This is a genomic window from Pelagibacterium nitratireducens, assembly GCF_037044555.1.
In the GTDB taxonomy this organism is placed as follows: domain Bacteria; phylum Pseudomonadota; class Alphaproteobacteria; order Rhizobiales; family Devosiaceae; genus Pelagibacterium; species Pelagibacterium nitratireducens.
Genome location: NZ_CP146275.1, coordinates 1,321,289 through 1,345,571, shown reverse-complemented (window position 1 = coordinate 1,345,571; position 24,283 = coordinate 1,321,289). Strand labels below are relative to the sequence as shown.

Below are 24,283 nucleotides of genomic sequence, written 5' to 3'. Positions count from 1 at the left end.
ATCAAATCGGACAGGTCCCAATGCACACAATAACCCTGCGCCAGCTTCACTACGCGCAAGCCATTGCCGAAGAGGGCCATTTCGGGCGCGCCGCCCAGCGGTGCCACGTGACCCAGCCGGCCCTGTCCCAGCAGATGAGGCTGCTTGAGGAGCGCTGCCAGACCTCGCTTTTCGACAGGCTGGGCAAGACAGTGACCCTCACCCCGTTCGGCCGCGAATTTCTCGCCCATGCAAGCCGCGTTCTGGGCGCCGCCGTCGATCTTGAAACCTTCGCCGACATGGCAGCGGGACAACCGGCCCGTCCCTTGCGTTTCGGAATAATCCCCACGGTCGCGCCCTATCTTCTCCCCGAGATTCTGCCGGCATTGACAGATCATCTCAAAGATATCCGCTTTTCCATCAGCGAGGGTAAAACCGAGCGGCTTTTGTCGGCGTTGAGCGACGGCGATCTCGACATTGCGCTGATCGCCACCGAAACCGACCGCTCCAATCTCACCTCGGTCGCCCTGTTCGCCGATCCATTCGTTCTCGCCACCCGCAACGGCACCGATCTGGCTGACCCGGTCAATCTCGCCAACCTGCCGCGCGACAAATTCCTTTTGCTCGAAGAGGGCCATTGCCTGCGCGACCAGATGGTCGATGCCTGTGCGCTCAAGCCCGACCTGCAAGGTCGGACCTTCGCGGCCACTTCGCTGACCACAATTCTGGAACTGGTCGCCAATGGCTACGGTGTCACCCTTCTGCCGACCATCAGCCTCCGGCGTGAGGAACACAACAAACGTATCGAATTTCACACCCTGAGCGCCCCTGGCGCCGCACGCGTTCTCCGGCTGGTCTGGCGCGCCAACTCGCCCTATGAATCGCTCTATCGCAGGATCGGCGATATTGTCACCAGGGTCGGAGAAGCGAGCCTTCGCACCGACTGGCAACCGACCTAGACCTTGTCTTCTCGCGTGTCCGAACCGCAAAACCGGGCCCATCCCCGATCGCGTCGAGGACATGCTTTGCTGGACACGATCTAGGCAGGTTTGGGACCGCGTCCCCGCCAGGAGCCGTAGGAAAACACCGCCAGCGACACCCAGATCAGCGCAAAGCTGGCCAGCCGGGCCGGCGACAAGTCCTCGCCGAACACAAACACCGCCACCGCGAACTGAAGCGAGGGCGCTATGTACTGAAACATCCCGATGGTCGAAAGCCGCAACTGCCGCGCCGCAAAGGCGAACATGACCAGCGGCACCGCTGTCATCGGCCCGGTCATCACCAGAAACAGCGTGGTGGTCGGGTCGGCGTAGAAATCGGGCGCCGGCCCGGTCAGCAGATAAAGGATATAAGCTGCGCTGATCGGAATGAGAACGAGCGTCTCGATGGCCAGCCCCGCCGCCGAGCCCACATCGACGGTTTTGCGCACATAGCCATAAAAGGCAAATGTCAGCGCCAGCGCCAGCGAAACCCACGGCACGCTGCCCAGGCCGACGGCCTGAATGGCTATGGCGACAACGGCAATGGCAATGGCGAGTGCTTGCGTCCGGCTGAGCTTTTCCGACAGCAGCACCATGCCGATCGCCACGCTGACCAGCGGATTGATGAAATAGCCAAAACTCACTTCGAGCACATGGTTGTTGCCCACCGCCCACACGAAAATGAGCCAGTTGGCTGCGATCAGCACCGCCGAAACGCACATCAGCAACACGGTGCGCCGGTCCTTGAGCGCAACACGCACTTCACCGAACTGATGGCGGAAATAAAGGATCGCCATCACGAAAAACAGCGAACACAGGATCCGGTTCGCCACCACGCCGACTGGATTGACGTGCTCGAGCAGCTTGAAGAACAGCGGCAGCACACCCCAGATCGTATAGGTGGCCAGCGCCGCAAAGACACCAAGGCGCACATTGTCGTCCGGCCCTGTGGGACGGGGAGACCGCACGCCTTTTGCGGCGGGAGCGCCTTCGATCGATGTCATGGGGAGGCCTTCAAACCAGGAGTCGCAAACGCCAGACTATGTCGCCAAACGCCAGCGGGCCAGTAAGAGTTTGTGATCGGTTCGATCACTGCTCATTGTCCGCCTGACCCGTCACCATGCGAAGAAACTCGAGCAGCAGCGGATTGAACAGGTCGGGGCGCTCAAGACTGGGCAGATGCGCGGTGCCCTCGATCACCACGGCAAACGCGTTCTCCATCTCTTCTGACAGATCGTCATGGCGGTTGACGATATGGGGAAAATCAAGGTCCCCCGCCACCAGCAGCGCCGGCGTATCGATCTCGCTTATGCGATCGATCGCAGCCTCGGGCCTGTCTTCCCGGGTCATGTCGCTCTTGCGCAGAATGGTGCCGTTCATGGCCTGGAACAGCTCCCGCACCGCGCCCTTCACCCGCCCGCTTTCGGAAAGCGGACCGTCGAGCCAGGCGTGGGTATCGACCGCGTTGATCGCATCGACATCCCCGCTTTCCTCCACCGCTTCCATGGCGTTGGCGATCTGCATGATCTCGGGCGGCAAGGACGGCACCCGGGCGCCGCTGATCGAGGTGCCCACCAGAACCAGCCCGGCGGTGCGCTCGGGATTGGCCAGCGCAAAGTCTATGGCCAGCGCACCGCCCATCGAGCAGCCAACGAACACCGCAGCATGGACATCGAGCGCGTCCAGAACCGCTTCGAGGTCTTCGAGATGGGAAAATCCCTCGTCCGGCGAAACGGTCTCTCCAAACCCGCGCCGGTCGTAGGCAATACCCCAGAACCCCGCTGCAGCAACCGCCTCGATCTGGTTTTCCCACATGCGCCGGTCACACACCCCCGCATGCAAAAACACCACCGGTATCCCCTCCCCGGCCTCGATCCCGGTGAAATTGGCATCGTCGATTTGGAGGGAAAACGGTTCAATCATGATCCAGAGCCTATAGCGAAACAGACGGGCCGGGGAAAAATCCCCGGCCCCCATAACAATCGTTTTGTCCGGCGCGCTGGCGGCCTACCGCGTCAGCGGCTTGTAGCTCACGCGCTTGGGATTGACCGAATCCGGGCCGAGCCGCCGCACCTTGTCGGCCTCGTAATCCTGGAAATTGCCCTCGAACCACTCCACATGACTGTCGCCTTCAAACGCCAGGATGTGGGTGGCCAGACGGTCGAGGAACATGCGATCGTGCGAGATGATGACGGCGCAGCCGGCAAATTCCTCGAGCGCCTCTTCAAGCGCCGCCAGCGTTTCGGTGTCCAGATCGTTGGTCGGTTCGTCGAGCAGCAGAACGTTGGCGCCCGATTTGAGCATCTTGGCCAGATGCACGCGGTTGCGCTGCCCGCCCGAAAGTGTACCCACCGGCTGTTGCTGGTCGCCGCCCTTGAAGTTGAACGACGAGGTGTAGGCCCGTGAATTGACCTCACGCTTGCCCAGCTTGATGATGTCATTGCCGCCCGAGATTTCCTCCCAGACGCTCTTTTTCGCATCGAGGCTGTCGCGGCTCTGATCCACATAGCCCATATGGACGGTATCGCCGACCGTAATCGTGCCCTCATCGGGCTGCTCCTGCCCGGTCAGCATCTTGAACAGCGTGGTCTTGCCCGCACCGTTCGGCCCGATCACCCCGACAATACCGCCCGGCGGCAGCTTGAAGCTGAGCCCATCGATCAGCAGCCGGTCGCCAAAGCCTTTCTTGACGCCTTCGATATCGATGACGTTCTGGCCCAGCCTCTCGCCGGGCGGAATGATGATCTGGGCGGTGTTGGACTGCGCCCGCGCCTCGTTGATCTTGACCAGTTCGTCATAGGCCCGGATACGCGCCTTGGATTTGGTCTGGCGCGCCTGGGGCGACTGGCCCAGCCATTCCTTTTCGCGCTCCAGCACCTTCGAGCGGGCCTGATCCTCGCTCTTTTCCTGCTGCATGCGCTTGGCCTTGGCGGTCAGGTATGCCGTGTAATTGCCCTCATAGGGAATGCCGCGCCCGCGGTCGAGCTCCAGAATCCAGCCCGTCACGTTGTCGAGGAAGTAGCGGTCGTGGGTGATGATCAGCACTGCGCCGGGATATTCGCGCAGATGCTTTTCCAACCACGCCGTGGTTTCGGCGTCCAGATGGTTGGTCGGCTCGTCGAGCAGCAGCAGGTCGGGCTGGCTGAGCAGCAGCTGACACAGGGCCACACGGCGCTTTTCACCGCCCGAAAGCTTGTCCACGCTTTCTCCCCCCGGAGGGCAGCGCAGCGCGTCCATGGCCATCTCGACCTTGGAATCGAGATCCCACAGGTCATCGGCGTCGATCTGGTCCTGAAGCTTTGAGGCTTCGTCGGCCGTCTCGTCGGAATAATCCATCATCAGCTCGTTGTAGCGATCGAGGATGGCCTGCTTGTCCTTGACCCCGATCATCACGTTGCCCTTGACGTCGAGTTGCTCGTCGAGCTGGGGCTCCTGGGGCAGATATCCGACAGTCGCACCATCGGCGGCCCAGGCTTCGCCGGTAAATTCGGTGTCAATTCCGGCCATGATTTTCAGAAGCGTGGATTTACCCGCGCCGTTCGGCCCCAGGATGCCGATCTTGGCATCGGGGTAGAACGAGAGATTCATATTGTCGATGACCTTCTTCCCACCGGAATAGGCCTTGGACATGCCGTGCATATGATAGATGAATTGACGCGCCATAAAGCGGGTGCCTCTTGGAAATTCGTGCCTGAGAAACTTGGGGCCGTATGTAGGACAAGCCGTCAGGCGGTGCAATGGCCGCGCGAAAACCTCCGACGGCGATATCGCCTCGGGCTATGATTGGATAGACGGCATGGGGCGATGAGCGCTCCGCATGTAGTTTTTAGTATATGAAGCGATCATCGCCCCATGCATCCGGGGTTTTTGGCTTATGGCGGCGTCTCGGGCTGGGGTTTGTCGGGATTGCACCATCGCTGGTGCCTTCCGCGGTGCCCCTCTCCCTTTCGGGAGTACGACGTGGACTCCCATCCTCGCCCGGCCATCCGTCCGCTTTGGGCCTTCCCTGCGGCGACCCGCATGGAACCCGGACCGGCCAACGGACACTCCGGAGTGCCTGGGGACCGATGCGGCCTGGGCTCGGTCGCACGCTTCCCCTCTCTCCATCCTGCCCTCACCGGAAGCTCGTATGCATCCTCGTCTCTGGTGCGGCCGTGAGATAGAGATTAGGGGCTCGATACCGGGCGGGGATAAGTTTTGTCGCAGCTTTCCTTTCCTCCCCGCGTCATCCTCGGGCTTGACCCGGGGATCCGCTGAATCGGGCAGCCGGTGAAGGGTTGGGGAGCGGTGGTGATAGAGCCGAGAGTGGTGACAAGCCCGAGGATGACGAAGGAGTAGGGACGCTGTGAGGAAAGACCGCCTGCCCACTCAGCGCTCTATCCATACCGGCACCGACTTGAAAGCCGGGGTTTTCGAGCGCGGATCGATTGCCGTCCCGACCAGAACATTGGCTTCCGGATAATAGGCCAGCGCCGATCCGCGGGGGATGTCGAAACTGAGCGCCTTGAGCTTGCTCATCTTTCCCTGTTCGGACGCCAGATCGATGAGATCGCCTTCCGCGATGCCCATCTCCTCCATGTCCTTGCCGTTGAGCAGCACCGACCAGCGCGGCGCCCTGTTGCGATAGCTGTCGGTCTCTTCGTAAACGATGGTGTTGAACTGGCCTTCCGAGCGGATCGTTGCCAGCGTCAGCGCCTTGCGACCCTCTGGCGCTTTCGGGGATTGCGGCAGCGGTATCACCTGAAAATGCCCCTTGCCGTCGTCCGTGGAAAAGCGCGGTTCGTGCATGACGCGATTGGCGATGTGGAACTCACGCTTTGCAACATCGATCTCGGCCAAGTCCTTGAGACCGGGGACGATTTCAGAAATCGCGCGCCGCACCTCGGCGTGCTTCTTGAACGCCTGAAAATCGATGGGGCTATCGGGCAGGATGCGGGTGGCGAGGTCGGTGAGGATGACGCTTTCGGGGCGCACATTGGCCAGCCGGTCGATCCCGCCGTCTGATAAGCGTATGAAATTGAACATCGATTCCTGGGTGGTCGGCTCCCATTCCTCGTCGCGCGCCGTCACCGGCAGGATCAGGCTTTCGGATTGATCGTGCCCGTGGACGTGCCCCAGATTGAGGGTCGTGGTCAAAAAGAGCTTGAATCCTATGGTGTTAAGCGCCTTCTCGGCCCATGCGGTATCGGGAGATGCACCATAAAGATTGCCGCCCATGATGACCGCGGCATCCATCTCGCCGCGATGGGCGGCGTGCAGGCAGGCCATGGTATCCAGGCCCTTGGACCGACTGAGAGAAATCGAAAACTGGCGCTCCATTTCGGCCATCACGTCCTCGGCCAGCAGCGGTTTGACGCCGATGGTGCCGATGCCCTGCACATTGGAGTGCCCGCGCAGGGGCAACAGCCCCGCATTGGGCCGCCCGATCATGCCGCGCAACAAGGCGAGATTGGCAATTGATTCAACGTTTTCAACGCCGTGAACGTGGTGCGTCATCCCCATCCCCCAGGCGAAAACCACGTTTTTCGCCTGTCCATAGCGGTGCGCGACGCGCTCGATTTCAGCCCGCGAGAGGCCCGTCGATGTTTCGATATTTACCCACGATGTTGCGTGGACTTGTGCTCTATAGGCCGCAACATTGCCGGTATGTTTTTCAATAAAGTCCGCGTCTTCCATCCCGGCCTCGATCACCGCCTTGGCGATGCCGATCATCAGCGCGATATCGGACCCGATGCGCGGCTGGAGATAATCGGACGCGATGTCGTCGCCGCCCCTGAGCATCGACGAGGGAGATTTGGGCACGGCGAATTTGACCAGTCCCGGCTCGCGCGCCGGATTGATGACGATCACCTCCCCGCCCCGGTCGCGGCAGTGCTTGAGCATGTGAATGAAGCGCGGGTGGTTGGACGAGGGATTGGCCCCGATCACAAAGATCATGTCAGCGCCCGTAAGGTCGGCCAGTTCCACCGTCGCAGTACCCTTGCCGATGGTGGTGGCCAGCCCCTCGCTGGTCGCCTGATGGCAGAAATAGGAACAGTTGTTGACGTTGTTGGTGCCAAAGGCGCGGGCCAGAAGCTGGAAGATGAACCCCGCCTCGTTCGATGAGCGCCCCGAAGAATAAAAGAACGTCCGGTCAGCCGCAGTGGCCAGCAGCCGCTTGGCGGCGTGATCGAGCGCCCAGTCCCAATCGACCACAGTGTAGTGATCGGACCTGGCGGGCTTGTAAACCGGGTCGCCCAACCGGCCCAGATGCTCCATCTCCTTGCCGGTCAATTCCTTGAGGTCGGCAAGCTCGTGGGTAAAGATGGCGTGCGGAATGGCCGGCTGGATATCTGTCGATTGGGCCTGCACCGACTTGTTGCACACCGAGGGAAACTCGCCCAGCTCGTTGGTCATGCCGCCCATCTGCCCGCCCATGCCATAGGCACAGGCCTTGCAGGTGTTCTTGGCGGTCAGCGCCTTGGCCGCCTTGCCCACACCCATGCGGGCCACGGTCTGGAGCGTATAGAGAACCTTCTTGGGCCCTCCCCCAACGGTCTGGTGCGAATGTGGCATGACGGCAAATCTCCTCACGGCGAGTATGGCACGGCAGGTGGGGCTGGCAACAGACCAGCAAAGCTGTTTCCTGCAATCTGCGACCGGCTATCAAAGCCGGCTTTGGCGGTCGGGCAAATGCGCTTATAGCGAGTGTACCGCCCACCGGACGATTCGCCATGTCATCCACCCCGTTATCCGCCCGTCGCCCCGCCCCGCTTCATCTGCTTTTGGCCTTCGCCAGTGGCGGGCTTTTGACCCTGATGGTCGATTTCAACGGGCTGGTCGGGTTGCATGGCGGGGCGATGTATTCGTCATGGGTCGCCCACGGCACCGGCACGGTGGCCGCGCTGATCTTTCTGGCGCTGTTGCGCCTTGCCCCTCGATCGGGCACGACGACCGAAAAGCCCCATGCCCCCCTGTGGGCCTATCTGGGCGGCGTCTCGGGCGCGTTGACCGTGACGTTGACCTCGACGACCGTCAACACGCCGCTGGCGCTGTCGGGAACTCTCGCGCTCGGCCTTGCCGGACAGGTGCTGTTTTCGCTGGCCGCCGACCGCTGGGGTCTGTTCGGCCTGCCCAGACGTATCCCCCGGCTCAAGGATTTCGCAGCCCTTGCATTGATCTTTGCCGGCTCGATGATCATCATTTTCGGACAGGGGTAGGACGATGACCACGGCAATCCTGTTCGCCCTGCTGGCGGGTATTCTGGTTTCGCTCTCGCGCCAACTGAACGGTCGGCTGGCGCTGTCGACCACGGCGCTGATCGCCTCGTACTGGAACCACATCGTCGGCTTTGCGGTGCTTACGGTATTCGGCCTGATCATTGGCGGCCTTTGGCCCCAAGGCGCCCTGAATGCGCCATGGTACGCCTATCTGGGCGGCACCATCGGGGTGGTTTTCGTTGCCTCGGGCAGCTGGCTCATCGCCCGCATCGGGGCCATCAACACCGCCATGCTGGTCATTGGCGGCCAGATGATTTCCGGCGTGCTGCTCGATCTGGCACGCGGCAACACCGAGAATCTCGCGGCCAGCGCTATCGGCGTGACGATGATCATTGCCGGCATGGCACTGACGCAAAAGCGGGATTAGGTCAACCGACGCCTCCCTCTCCACCGCCGTCATCCCGGACTTGATCCGGGATCCAGTAACCGGCAGCGCTGGCGGTTCCGTCACCGGTGTGGAGTGTACTGGGCCCCGGCTCGGGCCTGTCCCCGCGAAAGCGGGGAGCCGGGGTGACGGAGGGGGTTTTGGAGGAACGGGGCAACTAGGCAAATACCGAATCAACCACCACCATGTGACATCGCCGCTCTGGCGCAGCGGCAAGGATGGGCGTATATCGACCCCGTTCAACCGGAAACCGTCCGCCATGCTCCAGACCCTGCTCGTCCCTGTCGCCGGCCTGATGATCCTTGTCGCCGCCATAAAGGGGCTGCTGCCCAAGGCGAAATGGCGCGAGCGGTTCTATTCGGTGTTTGCCGGGGGCTGGTCCGGTTTCGGCGTGGCGATCTATCATCCGGTCTGGCTAGGGCGTTTTGCGCCCATGGGCTGGGTTCACAATCCCAACATCGTCATGATCTTCGGCTTCGGGCTGTTGGCGCTTGGCGTGTTTGGCGCCTCGATCATGATTGGCGAGCGCTAGTCCTGCCCACAAACACCTGACGCTGGGCCGCATACGCACGTTGGTAGGCCGGCCGCGCCTCTCCGCGCGCGACATAGGCGCAAAGATTGGGAAATTTCTCCAGGATCCCATCCCCCTCGATCCGGCGCAGCACCAGCACCATGAGCAGGTCGGCGGCGCTGAAATCGCCATCGAGCCAGTCCGCATTGCCCAGATGATCTGAAAGCTGTTGCAGCCGGGCACGGGCGCGCTCATCCAGGACCGCCAGCAACTCGGGAAACCACGGCTTTTCGCCCACTGTATAATGGGATTGCTCGCGTTCGATGATCGGCGGCTCCACCGTATTGAGCGCGGCAAACATCCAGGTGATGGCACGCGCGCGGGCGTTGGGTTCGTCCGGCAACAGCCCTTTGTTGTGCCGGGCAAGGTGAAAGACGATGGCTCCGGTTTCAAACAGGGTCAGATCGCCTTCGCGATAGACCGGTATCTGCCCGAAAGGCTGCAGCGCCAGATAGGCCGGCTCTTTCATCGCCTTGAACGAAACGAGTTCTACCGCATAGGGCCGCCCCACCTCCTCCAACGCCCAGCGCACCCGCATGTCGCGCGCAAGCCCCCGTCCGCGATCGGGTGAGCTCTCAAAAGCTGTAATCGTAATGGTCATCGCAATTCTCCCTGGCTCTGTCTTCAAGACGACCCACCGGGCGAGCGTCCGACAACCATGCCCAATTTCATCCCTGCCGTCAGTCCCAAATGCGCCGGACGCCAAGCGCGGCTTCCAGGCAATCATCGATGTGTCGAGGTCTGATAAAGATGACCTTAAATCATATTTTTCCGACTTTGTGTCAAAAAAACTTGACTCAAACAAGATCCGGTCCTATCGGTGTCCGCACACATCGAAACGCGGGGAAACGCGATGAGCTACAAGCAATGGAATGCACTGATCATGGTGACGAGTGCCCTTGTCATCTCGGCATGGGTGGGCTGGGGACTGGCAAGTGAGGGGCCTCCGGCCGATGCCTCGGCAGGTGCCTGGCAGATGCTCTGGGCCATTCTTTACGTGATCGTCTTCAACGTCGTGGCCTCTATCGTGGTCACCATCGTGGTCAGCATCGTCCAGCGCGAAGAGCTGGTCGACGAAGCCGGGGACGAGCGCGATCTGGCGGTCAATTCCCGCTCCATGCGCAATGGCTACACGGTGCTCTCGGTGGCGACCGCCGGTGTCATCGCCGCGCTGGCGCTGGGCCTGGACACTGTGTTGGTGCCTCATGTGCTGTTTGGTATTTCCATGCTGGCCGGCGGCGTTTTCGCCGCATCCCAGCTCGTTTACTACCGGATCGGATAAACCGGGTGGGCAAGGGAAAACCAAAAATCTCCAACACCATCCGCACCCTGCGTTTCCACGCCGGGGAGATGACCCAGGCCGCGCTGGCCGAAAAAGTCGGCGTGACCCGCCAGACCGTGGTGGCCATCGAACAGGGGCGCTATTCGCCCTCTCTCGAAGTCGCCTTTCGCATCGCGCGTGCCTTTGGCGTGCCGCTTGAAGAAGCGTTTCAATATGACGAGGATACAAAGTGACCCAGCCTGTACCCGCAGCAACAATGAAAGCCGCCTGGATCGAGCGCTACGGCCCGCCCGAAGTCATCACCGTGCGCGAAACCGCAATGCCGGTGATGGGACCCCATGACGTCCTGATCCGCATGCGCGCCTCGACAGTCACCCTGCCCGATTGCGCCTTTCGGGCCGCCGACCCTTTTATCGTGCGGTTTTTCGCAGGCTTGCTGCGCCCTAAGGCGCCCATTCCGGGCGGCGCCGTGGCCGGCGAAATTGCGGCGGTGGGCGAAAACGTCACCCGGTTTGCACCCGGAGACCGCGTGTTCGGCACAACCGATCCGCTGCCCTCCGCCATGGCCCAATATGTGGCGCTGTCCGAAGACGCCCCTCTTGCGTTGATGCCTGACGCGCTCGATTTCGGCGAGGCGGCTGGCCTCACCTACAGCTTTTTGACCGCCATGCCGTTTCTGCGCGACGAGGCAAAGCTGCGGCCGGGCCAATCGATCCTGATCAATGGGGCGGCGAGCAGCATCGGCACCGTGGCCGTGCAACTGGCCCGCCATATGGGGGCGCGGATCACCGCCGTGTGCAGCGCACGCAACGCCGATCTGGTCTCGAGCCTCGGCGCCGATACAATCATCGACCGTCACACATCCGATTTCACCAGCGTCAGCGCCGCCTATGACGTGATCTTCGATGTGGTGGGCAAAAGCAGCTATTTGGCATGCAAGAAGGCCCTGAAACCGCACGGCATCTATCTCACGACCACGCCGTCATTTGCCATCCTGTGGGCCATGATACGCGGCAAGGACGCACAGGGCAGACGCGGCAAGCTGGCAACCACGGGCCTGCGGCCCCTGCCCGACAAGACAAAGGACATGCTTGTGCTGAGCGAGATGGTGGCAGAGGGCAAACTTCGCGGCATCATCGACCGCGTCATGCCGCTCGAGGCCATCGCCGAGGCGCACCGCTACGTCGAGAAGGAAACCAAGGCGGGGGACGTGATTATCGAGATGCCGCGATAGCACTCACCCCGCCATTGTGGTCGACCGGTGGGCCCATCCCGTCGTGCGCTTTTCGATCCACGCCATCAGCGCGTACATGATGATGCCCTCGACAGCCAGCATGACCAGCCCGGCAAAGACCAGCGGCACGTTGAACTGGGATTGGGCCGAACTCATCATGAACCCAAGCCCGGAATTGGCTGCAACGGTTTCGGAAATCACCGAACCCACAAAGGCCAGCGTGATCGCCACTTTGAGCGAGCCGAAGAAATAGGGCATCGAGCGCGGGATGCCGACCTTGAGCATGATGTCCATCTTTTTGGCGCCCAGCGCGCGCAGCACGTCCTCGGTTTCCGGCTCGATGGTGGCGAGCCCCGTCGCAACGTTCACGACGATGGGGAAAAAGGCGATGAGGAAGGCCGTCAAAACGGCCGGTACGGTGCCGATGCCGAACCAGATGACCAGAATGGGCACCAGCGCCACCTTGGGAATGGCGTTAAATCCCACCATGATCGGGTAGAGCCCGGCATAGATGGTCCGCGACCAGCCGATCAACAGCCCCAGCGCCAGCCCGCCGACCACAGCAAGGATGAAGCCCAGCGTTGTGGTATAGAGCGTCTGGATCGAATGGCGCTGGATGGCCGGCCAATACTGGACAATCGCCTCGAAAATCCGCGTTGGCGCCGGGAACACGGTATGAGGCAACCCTGAAAGCCGCACACCGATTTCCCAGATGACAAACAGGGCGACCGTATAGATCCACGGCATCCAGGGCAGCCAGTTGAACGGCTTTTTGGCGATCGGTTTGCTGACGGTGACGGCGGGTGCGGGTGTATCGGTCATGCCACGGCCCTCGCTTCGGCGATTTCGGCCCGCAGCGCATGGACCATGTCGTTGAAGTCCGGTTCGTACATCACATCCAGTTCGCGCGGGCGGGGGAACGGCACGGTGTGCACGTTGACCACCCGCCCCGGGCGCGCACTCATCACATGGATGGTATCGGCCAGAAACGCCGCTTCGCGCAAATCGTGGGTGACAAGGACAATGGTGACGCCCTGCGCGGCGTGCAAATCGCGGATCACCTGCCAGAGTTCCTCGCGGGTGAACGCGTCAAGCGCACCGAACGGCTCGTCCAGCATCAACAGATCGGGTTCATGGATCAGCGCGCGGCACAGATTGGCCCGCTGCTGCATGCCGCCCGAAAGCTGCCAGGGAAATTTCGAGCCGAAGCCTTTCAGCCCCACCGTTTCGAGCAGCGCCTCGGCCTTGGCGACATATTCGGCCTTGTGCCGGCGCAGGCGATGGCGGTGCTTTTCGACGATCTCGAGGGGCAGCAGAATGTTATCGAGCGTGGTGCGCCAGGGCAGCATCGTTGGGTTCTGGAACGCCATGCCGACAATGGAGACCGGCTTGGTGACGTAGCTGCCCGCCACCGTCACCACTCCGGTCTGCGGGATATGCAGGCCCGTGACCAGCTTCATCAGTGTCGATTTCCCGCACCCCGACGGCCCGACCACGGCCGCGAACTCGCCCTTGGCGACGCTCATGTCGAGCCCCGAGACGGCCAGCGTGCCCTCCGGCCCGCCATAGCGCATGTCGACATTTTCGATTTCAACGAGCGGTTTGCTCATGGTCTGCCCCCTCTGCTGGCCGGGCTCACAACAAGCCCGGCCAAAGCGTGATCAGTCGAACATGCGCTCTTCGGCGGGCGGCAGGAAGCTGTCGTCGAAGACGTCCGCTGCCGAGATGTCGGACGAGATGCCGATCGAAGTGCCGAGCTGTTCGATTGACGCATCAAGACGGTCCATATCCACGCCGCCGAACCCGTTCTCCTGAACGTAGGGCGTATTGATGTTCATCTCATTGGCCATTTCCAGCCGCTCGGTCTCGATATCGACATCGAGAATGTCGTTGGCTGCAACCACCGCAGCCGCGCCGGCGGCAGGATCGGCCACCGCATCGGCAAAGCCCTTGGCAAGGGCGCGCAGCATGGCTTCGACCACTTCGGGATTTTCGGCGGCGAAATCGGTGTTGACCAGAATGGCGTTGCCGTACAGCTCGAGCCCGTGATCGGCCATCATGATCGGAACGATGTCCTCGTCGGACACCCCTTGCGCCTTGAGATTGAGGATCACCGAGAAAGCGAACCCGAACACCGCATCGACGTCACCCTGCGCCAGCATCGGCTCACGCACCGGGAAGCCGATGGATTCGATGGTGATGTCGGACGTGTCGATCCCCGAGGCCTCAACGAAGGCCGGCCACTGGGCGAACGCCCCATCGGGCGGCGGTGCGCCCAGCGTCTTGCCTTCGAGCGATGCAGGATCTTCGGTGATGCCGAGCGAAGAGCGCCCCACGACCGAGAAGGTCGGGGTTTCATAGACCATCATCACCGCCTTGATCGGCTGGCTGGCGTCCTCGTCGAGGAACTTGATGAGCGAATTGATATCGCCAAAGCCCATGTCATAGGCACCCGTTGCGACGCGCGGGATGACTTCGACCGAGCCATTGCCGACATCGAAGGTCACATCGAGCCCTTCTTCTTCGAAATAGCCATTGTCGCGGGCCAGCATAAAGCCGGCGGCGGGACCTTCGATGCGCCAGTCGAGCGTAAAGCGGACCGGCGTCAGGTCCTGGCCCATGGCCGGCACGGCAAGGCCTGCGCCCAGAACGAGCGACCCTGCAGCCAGCGTGAACAGTCTGCGATCAAGCATGATGATATTACCCCTTGGTTTTGCCGGGGTTGATACAAGCGCGGCGATTTTTGACTGTAAAGTAAAAAATGCCGATTTCGCAGCCATCGGCCGCTATTGCCTATTCAATGTGCGCCCTGCACCCGGCTCTCGCACATTCCGTATGCAACAGGGCGATCAAAGCGGAAGCCCGGCCGGCGCCTTGACTTCCCTGATGCTCAAATTCGAATGAATCCGCGCAACCCCGGGCAGTCGGGCCACGAGATCGCGGTGCAATCGCTCGAAGGCGGCGGCATCCTCGCAGACCACGCGCAGGATGTAGTCGGACTGGCCGGCCATCAGATGGCATTCGAGGATTTCGGGAATGTCGCTCACCGCCTTTTCGAACGCTTCGAAAGTCTTTTCCGACTGGCTGGTGAGCGACAACTCGATGAAAAACTGCATCGAAAGCCCGAGCTTTCCCCGGTTCAGGACGGCGCGATAGCCAGCGATAAATCCACGCTCCTCAAGCGCCTTGAGGCGTCGATGACAGGCCGATGCGGAAAGCCCGATCCGGTCGCCGAGTTCGCTCATCGACAGCGCTGAATCCTTCTGGATGGCGCGCAGGATCTTGCGATCGATCTCATCGATGGGCAATTTCATCACGCGTTTCCCCTACATGGCGCAACAGCATCCCGCCCGTTTAAAGAATTGCAGATCAATCTGCAATGTCACTGTGCTTTAGCCGCGTTACACTGTTGTCTTCACAAGGAGAGGGAGATCGACATGCGTATCGGCGTGCCGAGAGAAATCAAGAACCATGAATATCGGGTCGGCCTGACCCCTGAAAGCGCTGCCGAACTTGTCGCTGCAGGCCATGACATCCTGATCGAAACCGGTGCCGGCGCCGGGATCGGCGCGGCCGACGCCGCCTATGAGGCCGCCGGCGCCAAAATCGCCCCCGATGCGGGCGCGGTCTTTGCCAAAAGCGAAATGATCGTCAAGGTCAAGGAGCCACAGGCCGCAGAGCGCGCCATGCTCTCGGACGGCCAGATCCTTTTCACCTATCTCCACCTTGCCCCCGACCCCGAACAGACCGCCGATCTGGTGAAATCGGGCGCCATCTGCATCGCCTATGAAACGGTGACCGACCCGACCGGCGGGCTGCCGCTGCTGCGGCCCATGAGCCAGGTGGCCGGCCGCATGTCCATTCAGGCCGGCGCAACGGCGCTGGAAAAATCCCATGGCGGACGCGGCGTTCTTTTGGGCGGCGTGCCCGGCGTCCATCCAGCCAAGGTGGCCGTGCTCGGCGGCGGCGTCGTGGGCTTTCATGCGGCGCAGATGGCCGTCGGCATGCACGCCGACGTGACAATTTTGGACAAGAGCCCCGCAGCGCTCGAGCGGCTGTCCAACCATTTCGGCGCCTCGGCCCGCGTGCTCTATTCCAACCGCGCCGCGGTCGCCACCGCCATTGCCGAGGCCGATCTGGTGATCGGGGCCGTGCTGGTGCCCGGCGCCGCTGCACCCAAACTGGTGACACGCGACATGCTGGCCACCATGCAGCCCGGCGCGGTGCTGGTCGATGTCGCCATCGATCAGGGCGGGTGTTTTGAGACCTCAAAGCCCACAACCCACGCCGCCCCGACCTATGTCGTCGACGACATCGTCCACTATTGCGTGGCCAACATGCCCGGCGGGGTGGCCCGGACATCGACCTACGCGCTCAACAACGTCACCCTGCCCTTCGCTCTGGCGCTGGCCAACAAGGGCTGGAAAAGAGCGCTGGCCGAGGATGGCCATTTGCGCAATGGGCTGAATGTGGCCCATGGCGCCATAACATGCGAGCCGGTGGCCGAAGTCCTCGGCTATGATTATCTGCCGGCCGAAAAGGCACTGGCCATGTAATCGGCCTGAAAGATCAGTCGGCGATTTCGGGCGTTTCGATATAGACCACAAGCCCCTGATCGTCCGTCCAGCGGGCCGAAACGATGCTTTCGGGCTCGATTTCCATGTGATCGAGCCCGTCCCACACCCCTTCTATCGTGTTGAGGCGGGCCAGCAGCGCGTCCGAACCGTCATAGCCGCAGACATTGACATCGACCCTTTGAATATAGGCCAGTGTTTCGCTGGACTCCTCCTCCAAAAAGGCCTCCAGCTGTGCTGCAAAGGCTGCGCTATCGGTGCAGTTTTCGCCATTGGCATCGGCTTCAGGCAACACCGCAGCGCCGGGCGTAGCGGCAACCTCGTCCTTCACCGCGGCTTTCTCGACGGTTTCTTGTGTCTGACCATCCGAACCGAGCGACACACCACCGCCAATGGTGGGTGTGCTGTCGTCCGGCCCCAGTGTCGCCTCACCGTCTGCCTCGATCCCGACGCCGTCGGGGCCCACCTCGATCGTAAGGCCGCCATCAACGTCGCGCTCGGTTTCGATGCCGAGCAATCCCGAGCCGGTCGACCCTGAATTGCCGCCGTCCGACTCGATCCTCTGCCCGAAGGCCGGAGCGGTGAAGATCAGCACAGCGACGGCCAGGACAATGGTTCGTTCCATCTTTGATTCCCCGGAAAAGAAAAAGGGGCGCAGCGCCGAAACGCTGCGCCCCGACTGGCCCTAACGGCAGGTATCAGTCCTGCTGGTAGGTGTAGATGGTCAAAGAGCCATCATTGTGGTTCTCGAGAGCGACGACATCTGACACATCGATGTCGTTGTTCGACAGCGCATCCGACAGAGCCGAATTTCCGCTGATCTCGTTCTGGAGATCGGAGATGTTGGTGTCGTTGCCCGAAAGGGCGTCGTTAAGCGCGGTGAGGTCGAAATCGTTGAACGCCTCGCCGACATCGACGAACGAGACTTCGCTGACATCGGCAAAATCGGAAACATCGCCATTGCCCGCGGAGATCGCGTTCAACAGATCCGAGAACGTCCCGATGCTGCCAACCGAGGTGTCACCGCCGGTCACATCGCCACCGTCGACATCGCCGCCGGTCACCGAACCGGTTACATCGTCGACCGTATCGGACACACCCAGATCATTGGTCACATTGCCCGTGACATCGTCCACGGCATCAACCGTGCTGTCGACGCTGGAATCGACGGTATCGGTCACGCCGTCGAGGATCGAGGTGTTGGAGTCATCGGACTCCGAATTCTGCGCAACGGCAGCCGAAGTCAGAAGGGCCGCACCGGCAACACCGGCGAGAAGGGTCTTGGCAAGAGCATTCATTGTTCAGTCTCCTTTTTCAAAAAGAGCACAGCCATTTGGCCGGCGCTCCATGACCGTCTGTAGCGATCGGGAGAAGTAACGGAGGCCGCTCAACTAAAGTTTCCGATTTTTATTATATTTTTCAATGCGTTAAATTGGTTAAACGCCATTTGCGCGATCGCCGTTCGGGCAATCGCGTCCTGGCAGTTGATGACAAGCTCTATTGAAAAAGATCGCAAATGCGTCGGAGACGCGGGGGTGAATCGTGGAACTCGTCGCCCATTCACAACCCCGCGCCGGGTTTATTGTTCCATCACGATCGGCGCCGGCAATCGGCCGGGGAAACACTGAATGAGGTGATCACGATTGCCCGTTGGTGTGCGCCAGAATGACCACGCTGCGCGGCGGCAGTTTGAGACTGGCATTCTCGATCGTAATCCGGTTATCGATGGCCGAGACCAGCGCCACTTCGAAACGGAGCCCCTGCTCGGGTGGCAGAGCGACCTCGATTTCCTCGCGCAGCCTGTTGAACCAGACGAGAAGGACCTCGCCCTCCTCGTGCAGGAACATGCCCAGGACCCCGGAATCGGCGCGGTTCCAATCCTTGTCGGTCATTTCAGCACCGTCGGGGCGAACCCACATGACATCCTTGAACCCGTCGGTTTTTTCCCCGGTCAGGAATTTGTCGCTCCTGAAGGCCGGATGGTTGCGACGCATTTCGGACAGGCTGGCAACGAAGTTGACAAGGTCTCCATCGGCATTTTCCCAGTCCAGCCAGGTGATCTCGTTGTCCTGTGCGTAGGCGTTGTTGTTGCCGCCCTGGGTGCGGCCGAACTCGTCGCCGGCCGTTAGCATGAGTGAGCCATGGGAGACGAAAAGCGTGGCCAGCAGAGCCCTTACGTCATTGCGGCGGGCGGTATTTATCGCCTCGTCATCGGTCTCGCCCTCGGCGCCGTTGTTCCATGAGTAGTTGGCGTTGTGCCCGTCGCGGTTGTCCTCGCCATTGGCGTCATTGTGCTTGTTTTCATACGAAACCAGATCGCCAAGCGTGAACCCGTCATGGGCGGCAAGGAAATTGACGCTGGCCGAAGGCTTGCGCCCGTCATGGTTGAACTGGTCGGCCGATCCGGCGACCTTGCCGGCGAGCGCTCCGATCATATGGTCCTCGCCGCGCCAGAATTTCCGCACCGTGTCGCGGTACTGGTCGTTCCATTCAATGAACGGTTCGCCGAACTGGCCGACGTGATAGCCGCCCGGCCCCGGATCCCACGGCTCGGCGATCAACAAGCAGTCTTTGAGGATGTCGTCGGTCCTGATGCGCTCGAGCAGTTCGGCATCGCGCGAGAACCCGTCCAGCGAGCGCCCCAGAACCGTCGCCAGATCGAACCGGAAGCCGGCGATCCCGAATTCGGTCACCCAATAGCGCAAACTGTCGATCACCAGATCCTGCACCGCCGGATGATCGCAGCGCAGCGTGTTGCCGGTGCCCGCATCATTGACCAGTGCCATTGCGCCATCCGCCTCCACATGGCGGTAATAGGTCAGCGCATCGAGCCCCTTCATCGAAATGACCGGCCCCTGGGAATCCCCTTCGCCGGTGTGGTTGTAAACCACATCGAGCACCACCCTGATCCCCGCCTCGCGATAGGTCTCGACCATATGGCGCAGCGATTGCGGCCCGCGCGGAATGATCCGCGGATCGGTGGCGAAATAGGTGATGGGGTTGTAGCCCCACACGTTGGTCAGGCCCAGCGAGGGCAGATGCCCGTCATCGATCCACCCGGCAATCGGCATCAACTCGACAACATCGACGCCGAGATGCTTGAGATGGTCGATGACATAGCCCGTCGTCATCCCCGCCAGCGTTCCCCGCAGCGGTCCCTGCACCGAAGGATGGCGCATGGTGAAGGGGCGAACGTTGAGTTCGTAAATGAAATTGGGCCGTGCGGGATCGGGCTCGAAATCGGTTTCGACAACCGGCCCCTGCACCAGCGCCTTGGGCACCAGGGGCGCGGTATCGACCGATTCATCGCGCGCCAGCCGCAGTTTCGGGCTGCGCACGAACGTCCTGTCGATGCGCCGTGCGTAAGGGTCGACCAAGAGCTTGTTGGGATCGAAATAATAGCCCTGCGCCGGATCGTATTTTCCATCGGCCCGCAGGCCGTAGCTGGCGTTTGCCCCGATCCCATCGATATGAACCGACCAGCGATTGCCATCGCCCCGGCTCATCTCGACCCGGTCGGTCTCCTCGTCCTGATCGTCGAACAGGCACACCCAGATCGCTTCGGCGGTCTCCGAATAAACCCCGAAATCCACACCGGTATCGGTCACCGTCGCACCGAGAGGGGCGGGTGAAGCAGGCTGCTTGTCTGATGACATTGAGGGACTTTCCGTCAGGTTATGACCGTTGGAGCATCGCGGCCGGTCCGGGCCTTGATCTCGGCGACAGCATCGGCCAGTGCGATCAGGTCGGCAAGTGCCTCCTGGGTATCCCTGTCATGCATGCCGTCGCCGGGCTCGAACCGCTCGATGTAAACCCGTAAAGTCGCGCCGACCGTTCCGGTTCCCGAGAGCCGGAACACCATGCGCGAACCGTCATCGAACCCGATGCGCAACCCCTGCCCCGTGGCGGTCGAGCCATCCACCGGATCGTTGTAGGAAAAATCATCGGCAAGGATCACCTTGCGCCCGTCCAGCCCGTTGGCGAGCAGACCCGGAAGCTTGGTGCGCAGATCGGTTATCAACGCCCTGGCGTCATCGGCATCGACCTCTTCGTAATCGTGCCGCGAATAATAATTGCGCCCGTATGTGGTCCAATGCTCGCGAACGATTTCATCGACGCTCTGCTTGCGCGCCGCCAAAATGTTGAGCCACAGCAGGACGGCCCACAGCCCGTCCTTTTCGCGCACATGGTCCGATCCGGTCCCCGCGCTTTCCTCGCCACAGATCGTGACCTGCCCCGAATCCAGCAGATTGCCGAAGAACTTCCAGCCCGTGGGCGTCTCGTAGAGCGCGATCCCCAACCGCTGGGCCACCCGATCCGCCGCCGCGCTGGTCGGCATCGAGCGGGCAATCCCGGCCAGCCCCTTGGCATAACCGGGCGCCAGATGGGCGTTGGCGGCCAGCAGCGCCAGCGAATCCGAGGGGGTGACGAACCGGTTTTTCCCGATGATCAGGTTTCGGTCGCCATCGCCATCCGACGCCGCGCCGAAATCGGGTGCGTCCGGGCTCATCATCAGATCGTAGAGATCTTTGGCATGAACCAGATTGGGATCGGGATGCCCGCCGCCGAAATCGGGCAGCGGGTTTCCATTGACCACGGTGCCTTCGGGAGCACCAAGGCGTCCTTCGATGATCGCCCTGGCATACGGGCCGGTCACCGCGTGCATGGCGTCGAACCGCATGGTGAACCCTTGCGCAAACATCGCCGCGATGGCGTCGAAATCGAACAGGGTTTCCATCAGCGCCGCATAGTCGGCCACCGGATCGATGACCTCCACGCTCATGCCCGCCACATCGTGCACCCCGATCTGGCCCAGATCGACATCGGGCGTGTCGACGCTCTTGTACTGGGTGATCTCCATGGACCGCGCAAAGACCGCATCGGTGATCTTTTCAGCCGCCGGGCCGCCATTGGACGCATTGTACTTTATGCCGAAATCGCCATCCGGGCCGCCCGGATTGTGGCTGGCCGACAGAACGATCCCGCCAAACGCCCCGTAATGGCGGATGATGTGGGAGGCCGCCGGGGTCGACAAGATGCCCCCCTGGCCGACCATCACCTTGCCGAACCCGTTGGCCGCCGCCATGCGGATGGCAATCTGGATGACACTGTCGTTGAAATAGCGGCCGTCGCCCCCGATCACCAGTGTCTGGCCCTGGCGGCCCGGCAGGCTGTCGAACAGCGACTGGATGAAATTTTCCACGTAATTGGGCTGCTGGAAATGCGTGACCCGCTTGCGCAGTCCCGACGTTCCCGGCTTCTGATCGGAAAATGGCGTTGTGGCGACAGTCCGGATGCTCACTGGGCTTCCCCCAAAATCTTCTGATAGAGCCCGGCATATTTGCCGGCGCTGTTGGTCCAGGAAACATCGGTCTTCATGCCCTTGCGCTGCATGCGCGACCAGATGTCGGGACGTTGATAGAGCGAGACGGAGCGCGAAATCGCTTCGCCCAGCGCCGGCCCATCGACCGGGGAGAACTGGACGCCTGTTGCAACCCCGGCTTCCACCGCCGCCTCATTGGCGTCGATCACCGTATCGGCCAGCCCACCCACACGGCTGACCAGCGGCACCGCGCCATAGCGCAGACCATAAAGCTGGGTCAGCCCGCACGGCTCGAACCGCGAGGGCACCATGAGCACATCGGCGCCCCCCTGCATGAGGTGGGACAGCGCCTCGTCATAGCCGCGCACGAACCCCACCCTCCCCGGGTGGCGCTCCGCCGCATCGCTCATGGCCGCCTCGAGCTGGATGTCGCCCGACCCGAGCACCGCAAGCGAGCCGCCCAACGAGACCAGCCAGTCGACATTTTCCGCAACGATGTCGATGCCCTTCTGCCAGGTTAGCCGCGAGACCAGTCCGAACAGCGGCCCCGTGTCCGCTTCTATCCCGAACCGTTCGGCCAGCGCCGCGCGGTTGGTGGTCCGCGCCTTGGTGTTGGCCGCACCGTAATGGGCAGCCAGTTCGGGGTCGGTCTGGGGGTTCCAGGCCGTCGCGTCGATACCGTTGAGGATACCGTAAAGATCGTGCCCGCGCTCGTTGAGCAGGCCCTCGAGCCCCATGCCATATTCGGGCGTGCGGATTTCGCGCGCATAGGTGGGGCTGACGGTGGTTATGGCATGAGCACAGCGCAGCCCGCCCTTCAAGAATCCCACCCCGCCATAATATTCGACCCCCGACATATCGAAGGCCTGGGCGGGCAATCGCAGATGGGGAAAGATGTCGGCGCCGAACTGGCCCTGAAAGGCGATATTGTGGATGGTAAGGATTACCCGCGTTTGTGTATCCCCGCCAAACGCCACATAGGCCGCAGCCATGGCGGCCTGCCAGTCATGGGCGTGGATGATGGCCGGACGGTAACCCTCCACCAGTCCCTTGGCCAACTCCGCCGCCACCCAGGACAGCGCCGCATACCGCTGCCAGTTGTCGGGCCAGTCGGCGCCGGTCTGGTCGACATAGATCCCGCCCGGCCGGTCAAACAGATGTTTGGCATCGAGCACGACCAGATCGAGCCCGGCCACCCGCGCCGCGATCAATTCGGCGGGCCCTCCGAACAGATCGTCAAACGTTGCAACCGTACGCCCCCGCTTGAGGGCCGCCTTGACCTGCGGATAGCCGGGCACAAGCGTGCGCATGGCAATATCGTACTCGGCCAGCGCCTCAGGCAGCGCCCCGGCCACATCGGCCAGTCCCCCGGTCTTGACCAGCGGGTAGATTTCGGAAGTGACCGAAAGGACATCCATCATTTCGAGGCAACGAGTCTGTTGATCATGGGCTGGGTAATCAGGGTGACACCGCTTTCGGTGCGGCGGAACCATTTCGCGTCGAACTCGGGGTCTTCGCCGACCACGAGCCCTTCGGGAATTTCCACCCGCGCATCGACCACCACCTTGTTGAGGCGCACGCCGCGCCCGATGGTGCATTGGGGCAGGACAACAGCTTCGTTGAGCTCGGAATAGGAATTGACCCGCGCCCCCGTCGCCAGCAGCGTGCGCCGCAACTGCGCGCCCGAAACGATACAATCGCCCGAAACGAGCGAGGAAATGGCCTGCCCGCGCCGCCCGTCGATATCGTGGACGAACTTGGCCGGCGGGGTGATTTCCGCGTGCGTCCAGATCGGCCATTCCCGGTCGTAGAGATCGAGCTGGGGGGTGATATCGGTGAGATCGATATTGGCTTCCCAATAAGCATCGATCGTCCCCACATCCTTCCAGTAGGATACCTGTTCGTGTTCCGAGCGCACGCAGGAGCGCGGAAACCGGTGCGCCCAGGCGGTGCCATTGGCAACGATATGGGGGATGATGTCCTTGCCGAAATCGCGACTGGACCCCTCGGTTGCCGCGTCGCGGCGCAACTGGTCCATCAGGAATTTGGTCTCGAACACGTAAATGCCCATCGAGGCGAGCGAGATACCGGGCTTGTCGGGGATCGAGGGCGGATCCTTGGGCTTTTCCATGAACTCGACGATCCGGTCGCGCCCGTCCACATGCATCACCCCGAAGGCCGAAGCTTCCCGCGAGGGCACTTCGAGACACCCCACCGTCACATCCGCCCCCGTGTCCACGTGCTGGCGCAGCATGAGCTCGTAATCCATCTTGTAGACGTGGTCGCCGGCCAGGATAACGATGTATTTGGTGTTGTAGTCGTCGATGATGTCGATGTTCTGATAGACCGCGTCCGCCGTTCCCGCATACCACATGTCCTCGGCCACCCGCTGGCTGGCCGGCAGGATGTCGAAGCTCTCGTTGCGTTCGGTACGCAAAAAGTTCCAGCCGCGTTGCAGGTGCCGGATCAGGCTGTGCGCCTGATATTGCGTGGCCACCGAAATGCGGCGGATGCCCGAATTGATGGCATTGGACAGCGCAAAATCGATGATGCGCGACTTTCCCCCGAAATAGACCGCCGGCTTGGCGCGCCGGTCGGTCAGTTCCATGAGCCGCGTGCCGCGCCCACCGGCCAGCACATAGGCCATGGCATCACGGGCAAGGGGCGCCGGGTTCTTCTTGTCGACCATGATCCTC

Annotated in this window: 23 protein-coding genes; 8 read left to right on the top strand and 15 right to left on the bottom strand. The window is 61.8% G+C overall.

The annotated features are described in order from the left end of the window. Positions 1-20 precede the first annotated feature (20 nt). Entirely contained in the window at positions 21-938 is a 918-nt protein-coding gene (locus V6617_RS06725) for a hydrogen peroxide-inducible genes activator (protein ID WP_338609904.1), read from the top strand. A gap of 80 nt (positions 939-1,018) precedes the next feature. Here the strand turns inward: V6617_RS06725 and rarD are convergent, their stop codons facing one another. The 4 genes from rarD to V6617_RS06705 form a co-directional block, all read right to left on the bottom strand. Next, positions 1,019-1,963 (bottom strand): EamA family transporter RarD, encoded by a 945-nt coding sequence (gene rarD / locus V6617_RS06720; RefSeq protein WP_338609903.1) that lies wholly within the window; start codon positions 1,961-1,963, stop codon positions 1,019-1,021. Positions 1,964-2,048: 85 nt separating this feature from the next. Next, positions 2,049-2,882: an alpha/beta hydrolase gene (locus V6617_RS06715; RefSeq protein ID WP_338609902.1), complete on the bottom strand. Its 834-nt coding sequence runs from the start codon at positions 2,880-2,882 to the stop codon at positions 2,049-2,051. 84 nt (positions 2,883-2,966) lie between these two features. Further along, positions 2,967-4,622 carry an energy-dependent translational throttle protein EttA gene (gene ettA / locus V6617_RS06710; RefSeq protein ID WP_338609900.1) on the bottom strand — a complete coding sequence of 552 codons (1,656 nt, stop codon included), beginning with the start codon at positions 4,620-4,622 and terminating at the stop codon, positions 2,967-2,969. 705 nt (positions 4,623-5,327) lie between these two features. Continuing rightward, a complete protein-coding gene (locus V6617_RS06705; RefSeq protein WP_338609898.1) occupies positions 5,328-7,514 on the bottom strand; it encodes an FdhF/YdeP family oxidoreductase in 2,187 nt (728 codons plus the stop codon). A gap of 158 nt (positions 7,515-7,672) precedes the next feature. Between V6617_RS06705 and V6617_RS06700 the strand changes: the two genes are divergently transcribed. The 3 genes from V6617_RS06700 to V6617_RS06690 all read left to right on the top strand — a co-directional run bounded on the left by V6617_RS06700 (position 7,673) and on the right by V6617_RS06690 (position 9,135). Further along, positions 7,673-8,158: a DMT family transporter gene (locus V6617_RS06700; RefSeq protein WP_338609897.1), complete on the top strand. Its 486-nt coding sequence runs from the start codon at positions 7,673-7,675 to the stop codon at positions 8,156-8,158. Between the two features lie 4 nt (positions 8,159-8,162). Continuing rightward, a complete protein-coding gene (locus tag V6617_RS06695; protein WP_338609896.1) occupies positions 8,163-8,585 on the top strand; it encodes a DMT family transporter in 423 nt (140 codons plus the stop codon). 277 nt (positions 8,586-8,862) lie between these two features. Further along, positions 8,863-9,135 carry a hypothetical protein gene (locus tag V6617_RS06690; RefSeq protein ID WP_338609895.1) on the top strand — a complete coding sequence of 91 codons (273 nt, stop codon included), beginning with the start codon at positions 8,863-8,865 and terminating at the stop codon, positions 9,133-9,135. Here V6617_RS06690 and V6617_RS06685 read toward each other — a convergent pair. Beyond that, on the bottom strand, positions 9,116-9,775 hold the full coding sequence (locus V6617_RS06685) for a glutathione S-transferase family protein (protein WP_338609893.1): 660 nt from the start codon (positions 9,773-9,775) through the stop codon (positions 9,116-9,118). The two genes, V6617_RS06690 and V6617_RS06685, sit on opposite strands and share 20 nt — an antisense overlap. Positions 9,776-10,027: 252 nt before the next feature. On the opposite strand from V6617_RS06685, the gene V6617_RS06680 reads away from it, so the two are divergent. Genes V6617_RS06680 through V6617_RS06670 form a run of 3 tightly spaced genes read left to right on the top strand, consistent with a single transcriptional unit; the run spans position 10,028 to position 11,690 of the window. Then, positions 10,028-10,456, top strand: coding sequence for a hypothetical protein (locus tag V6617_RS06680; protein ID WP_338609891.1), 429 nt, complete (start codon positions 10,028-10,030; stop codon positions 10,454-10,456). A gap of 5 nt (positions 10,457-10,461) precedes the next feature. Continuing rightward, a complete protein-coding gene (locus tag V6617_RS06675; RefSeq protein WP_422394812.1) occupies positions 10,462-10,689 on the top strand; it encodes a helix-turn-helix transcriptional regulator in 228 nt (75 codons plus the stop codon). After that, positions 10,686-11,690 carry an NAD(P)-dependent alcohol dehydrogenase gene (locus V6617_RS06670; RefSeq protein WP_338609889.1) on the top strand — a complete coding sequence of 335 codons (1,005 nt, stop codon included), beginning with the start codon at positions 10,686-10,688 and terminating at the stop codon, positions 11,688-11,690. The genes V6617_RS06675 and V6617_RS06670 overlap by 4 nt, the downstream gene beginning before the upstream one ends. A 3-nt stretch (positions 11,691-11,693) precedes the next feature. Here V6617_RS06670 and V6617_RS06665 read toward each other — a convergent pair whose 3' ends face one another. The 4 genes from V6617_RS06665 to V6617_RS06650 all read right to left on the bottom strand — a co-directional run bounded on the left by V6617_RS06665 (position 11,694) and on the right by V6617_RS06650 (position 15,004). After that, entirely contained in the window at positions 11,694-12,437 is a 744-nt protein-coding gene (locus tag V6617_RS06665) for an ABC transporter permease (RefSeq protein WP_422394824.1), read from the bottom strand. Between the two features lie 71 nt (positions 12,438-12,508). Further along, positions 12,509-13,300 carry an ABC transporter ATP-binding protein gene (locus tag V6617_RS06660; protein ID WP_338609887.1) on the bottom strand — a complete coding sequence of 264 codons (792 nt, stop codon included), beginning with the start codon at positions 13,298-13,300 and terminating at the stop codon, positions 12,509-12,511. A 51-nt stretch (positions 13,301-13,351) separates the two neighbouring features. Beyond that, positions 13,352-14,383 carry an ABC transporter substrate-binding protein gene (locus V6617_RS06655; RefSeq protein ID WP_338609886.1) on the bottom strand — a complete coding sequence of 344 codons (1,032 nt, stop codon included), beginning with the start codon at positions 14,381-14,383 and terminating at the stop codon, positions 13,352-13,354. A gap of 156 nt (positions 14,384-14,539) precedes the next feature. Next, a complete protein-coding gene (locus V6617_RS06650; protein ID WP_338609884.1) occupies positions 14,540-15,004 on the bottom strand; it encodes an Lrp/AsnC family transcriptional regulator in 465 nt (154 codons plus the stop codon). Positions 15,005-15,127: 123 nt separating this feature from the next. Here V6617_RS06650 and ald point away from each other — a divergent pair, with 123 nt between their 5' ends. Further along, a complete protein-coding gene (gene ald, locus V6617_RS06645) occupies positions 15,128-16,246 on the top strand; it encodes an alanine dehydrogenase (RefSeq protein WP_338609882.1) in 1,119 nt (372 codons plus the stop codon). Positions 16,247-16,259: 13 nt separating this feature from the next. On the opposite strand, the gene V6617_RS06640 is transcribed toward ald, so the two are convergent. The 6 genes from V6617_RS06640 to glgC all read right to left on the bottom strand — a co-directional run bounded on the left by V6617_RS06640 (position 16,260) and on the right by glgC (position 24,276). Further along, complete coding sequence (locus V6617_RS06640; RefSeq protein WP_338609881.1) at positions 16,260-16,889, bottom strand: hypothetical protein; 630 nt, start codon at positions 16,887-16,889, stop codon at positions 16,260-16,262. A gap of 73 nt (positions 16,890-16,962) precedes the next feature. Beyond that, positions 16,963-17,562: a hypothetical protein gene (locus V6617_RS06635; RefSeq protein ID WP_338609879.1), complete on the bottom strand. Its 600-nt coding sequence runs from the start codon at positions 17,560-17,562 to the stop codon at positions 16,963-16,965. A 339-nt stretch (positions 17,563-17,901) separates the two neighbouring features. Then, positions 17,902-19,920: a glycogen debranching protein GlgX gene (gene glgX / locus V6617_RS06630; RefSeq protein ID WP_338609878.1), complete on the bottom strand. Its 2,019-nt coding sequence runs from the start codon at positions 19,918-19,920 to the stop codon at positions 17,902-17,904. Positions 19,921-19,934: 14 nt separating this feature from the next. Beyond that, entirely contained in the window at positions 19,935-21,566 is a 1,632-nt protein-coding gene (locus tag V6617_RS06625; RefSeq protein ID WP_338609876.1) for an alpha-D-glucose phosphate-specific phosphoglucomutase, read from the bottom strand. Further along, entirely contained in the window at positions 21,563-23,005 is a 1,443-nt protein-coding gene (gene glgA, locus V6617_RS06620) for a glycogen synthase GlgA (protein ID WP_338610647.1), read from the bottom strand. The genes V6617_RS06625 and glgA overlap by 4 nt, the downstream gene beginning before the upstream one ends. Next, positions 23,005-24,276, bottom strand: a complete 1,272-nt coding sequence (gene glgC / locus V6617_RS06615) for a glucose-1-phosphate adenylyltransferase (RefSeq protein WP_338609875.1) — start codon at positions 24,274-24,276, stop codon at positions 23,005-23,007. The genes glgA and glgC overlap by 1 nt, the downstream gene beginning before the upstream one ends. Positions 24,277-24,283: the final 7 nt, after the last annotated feature.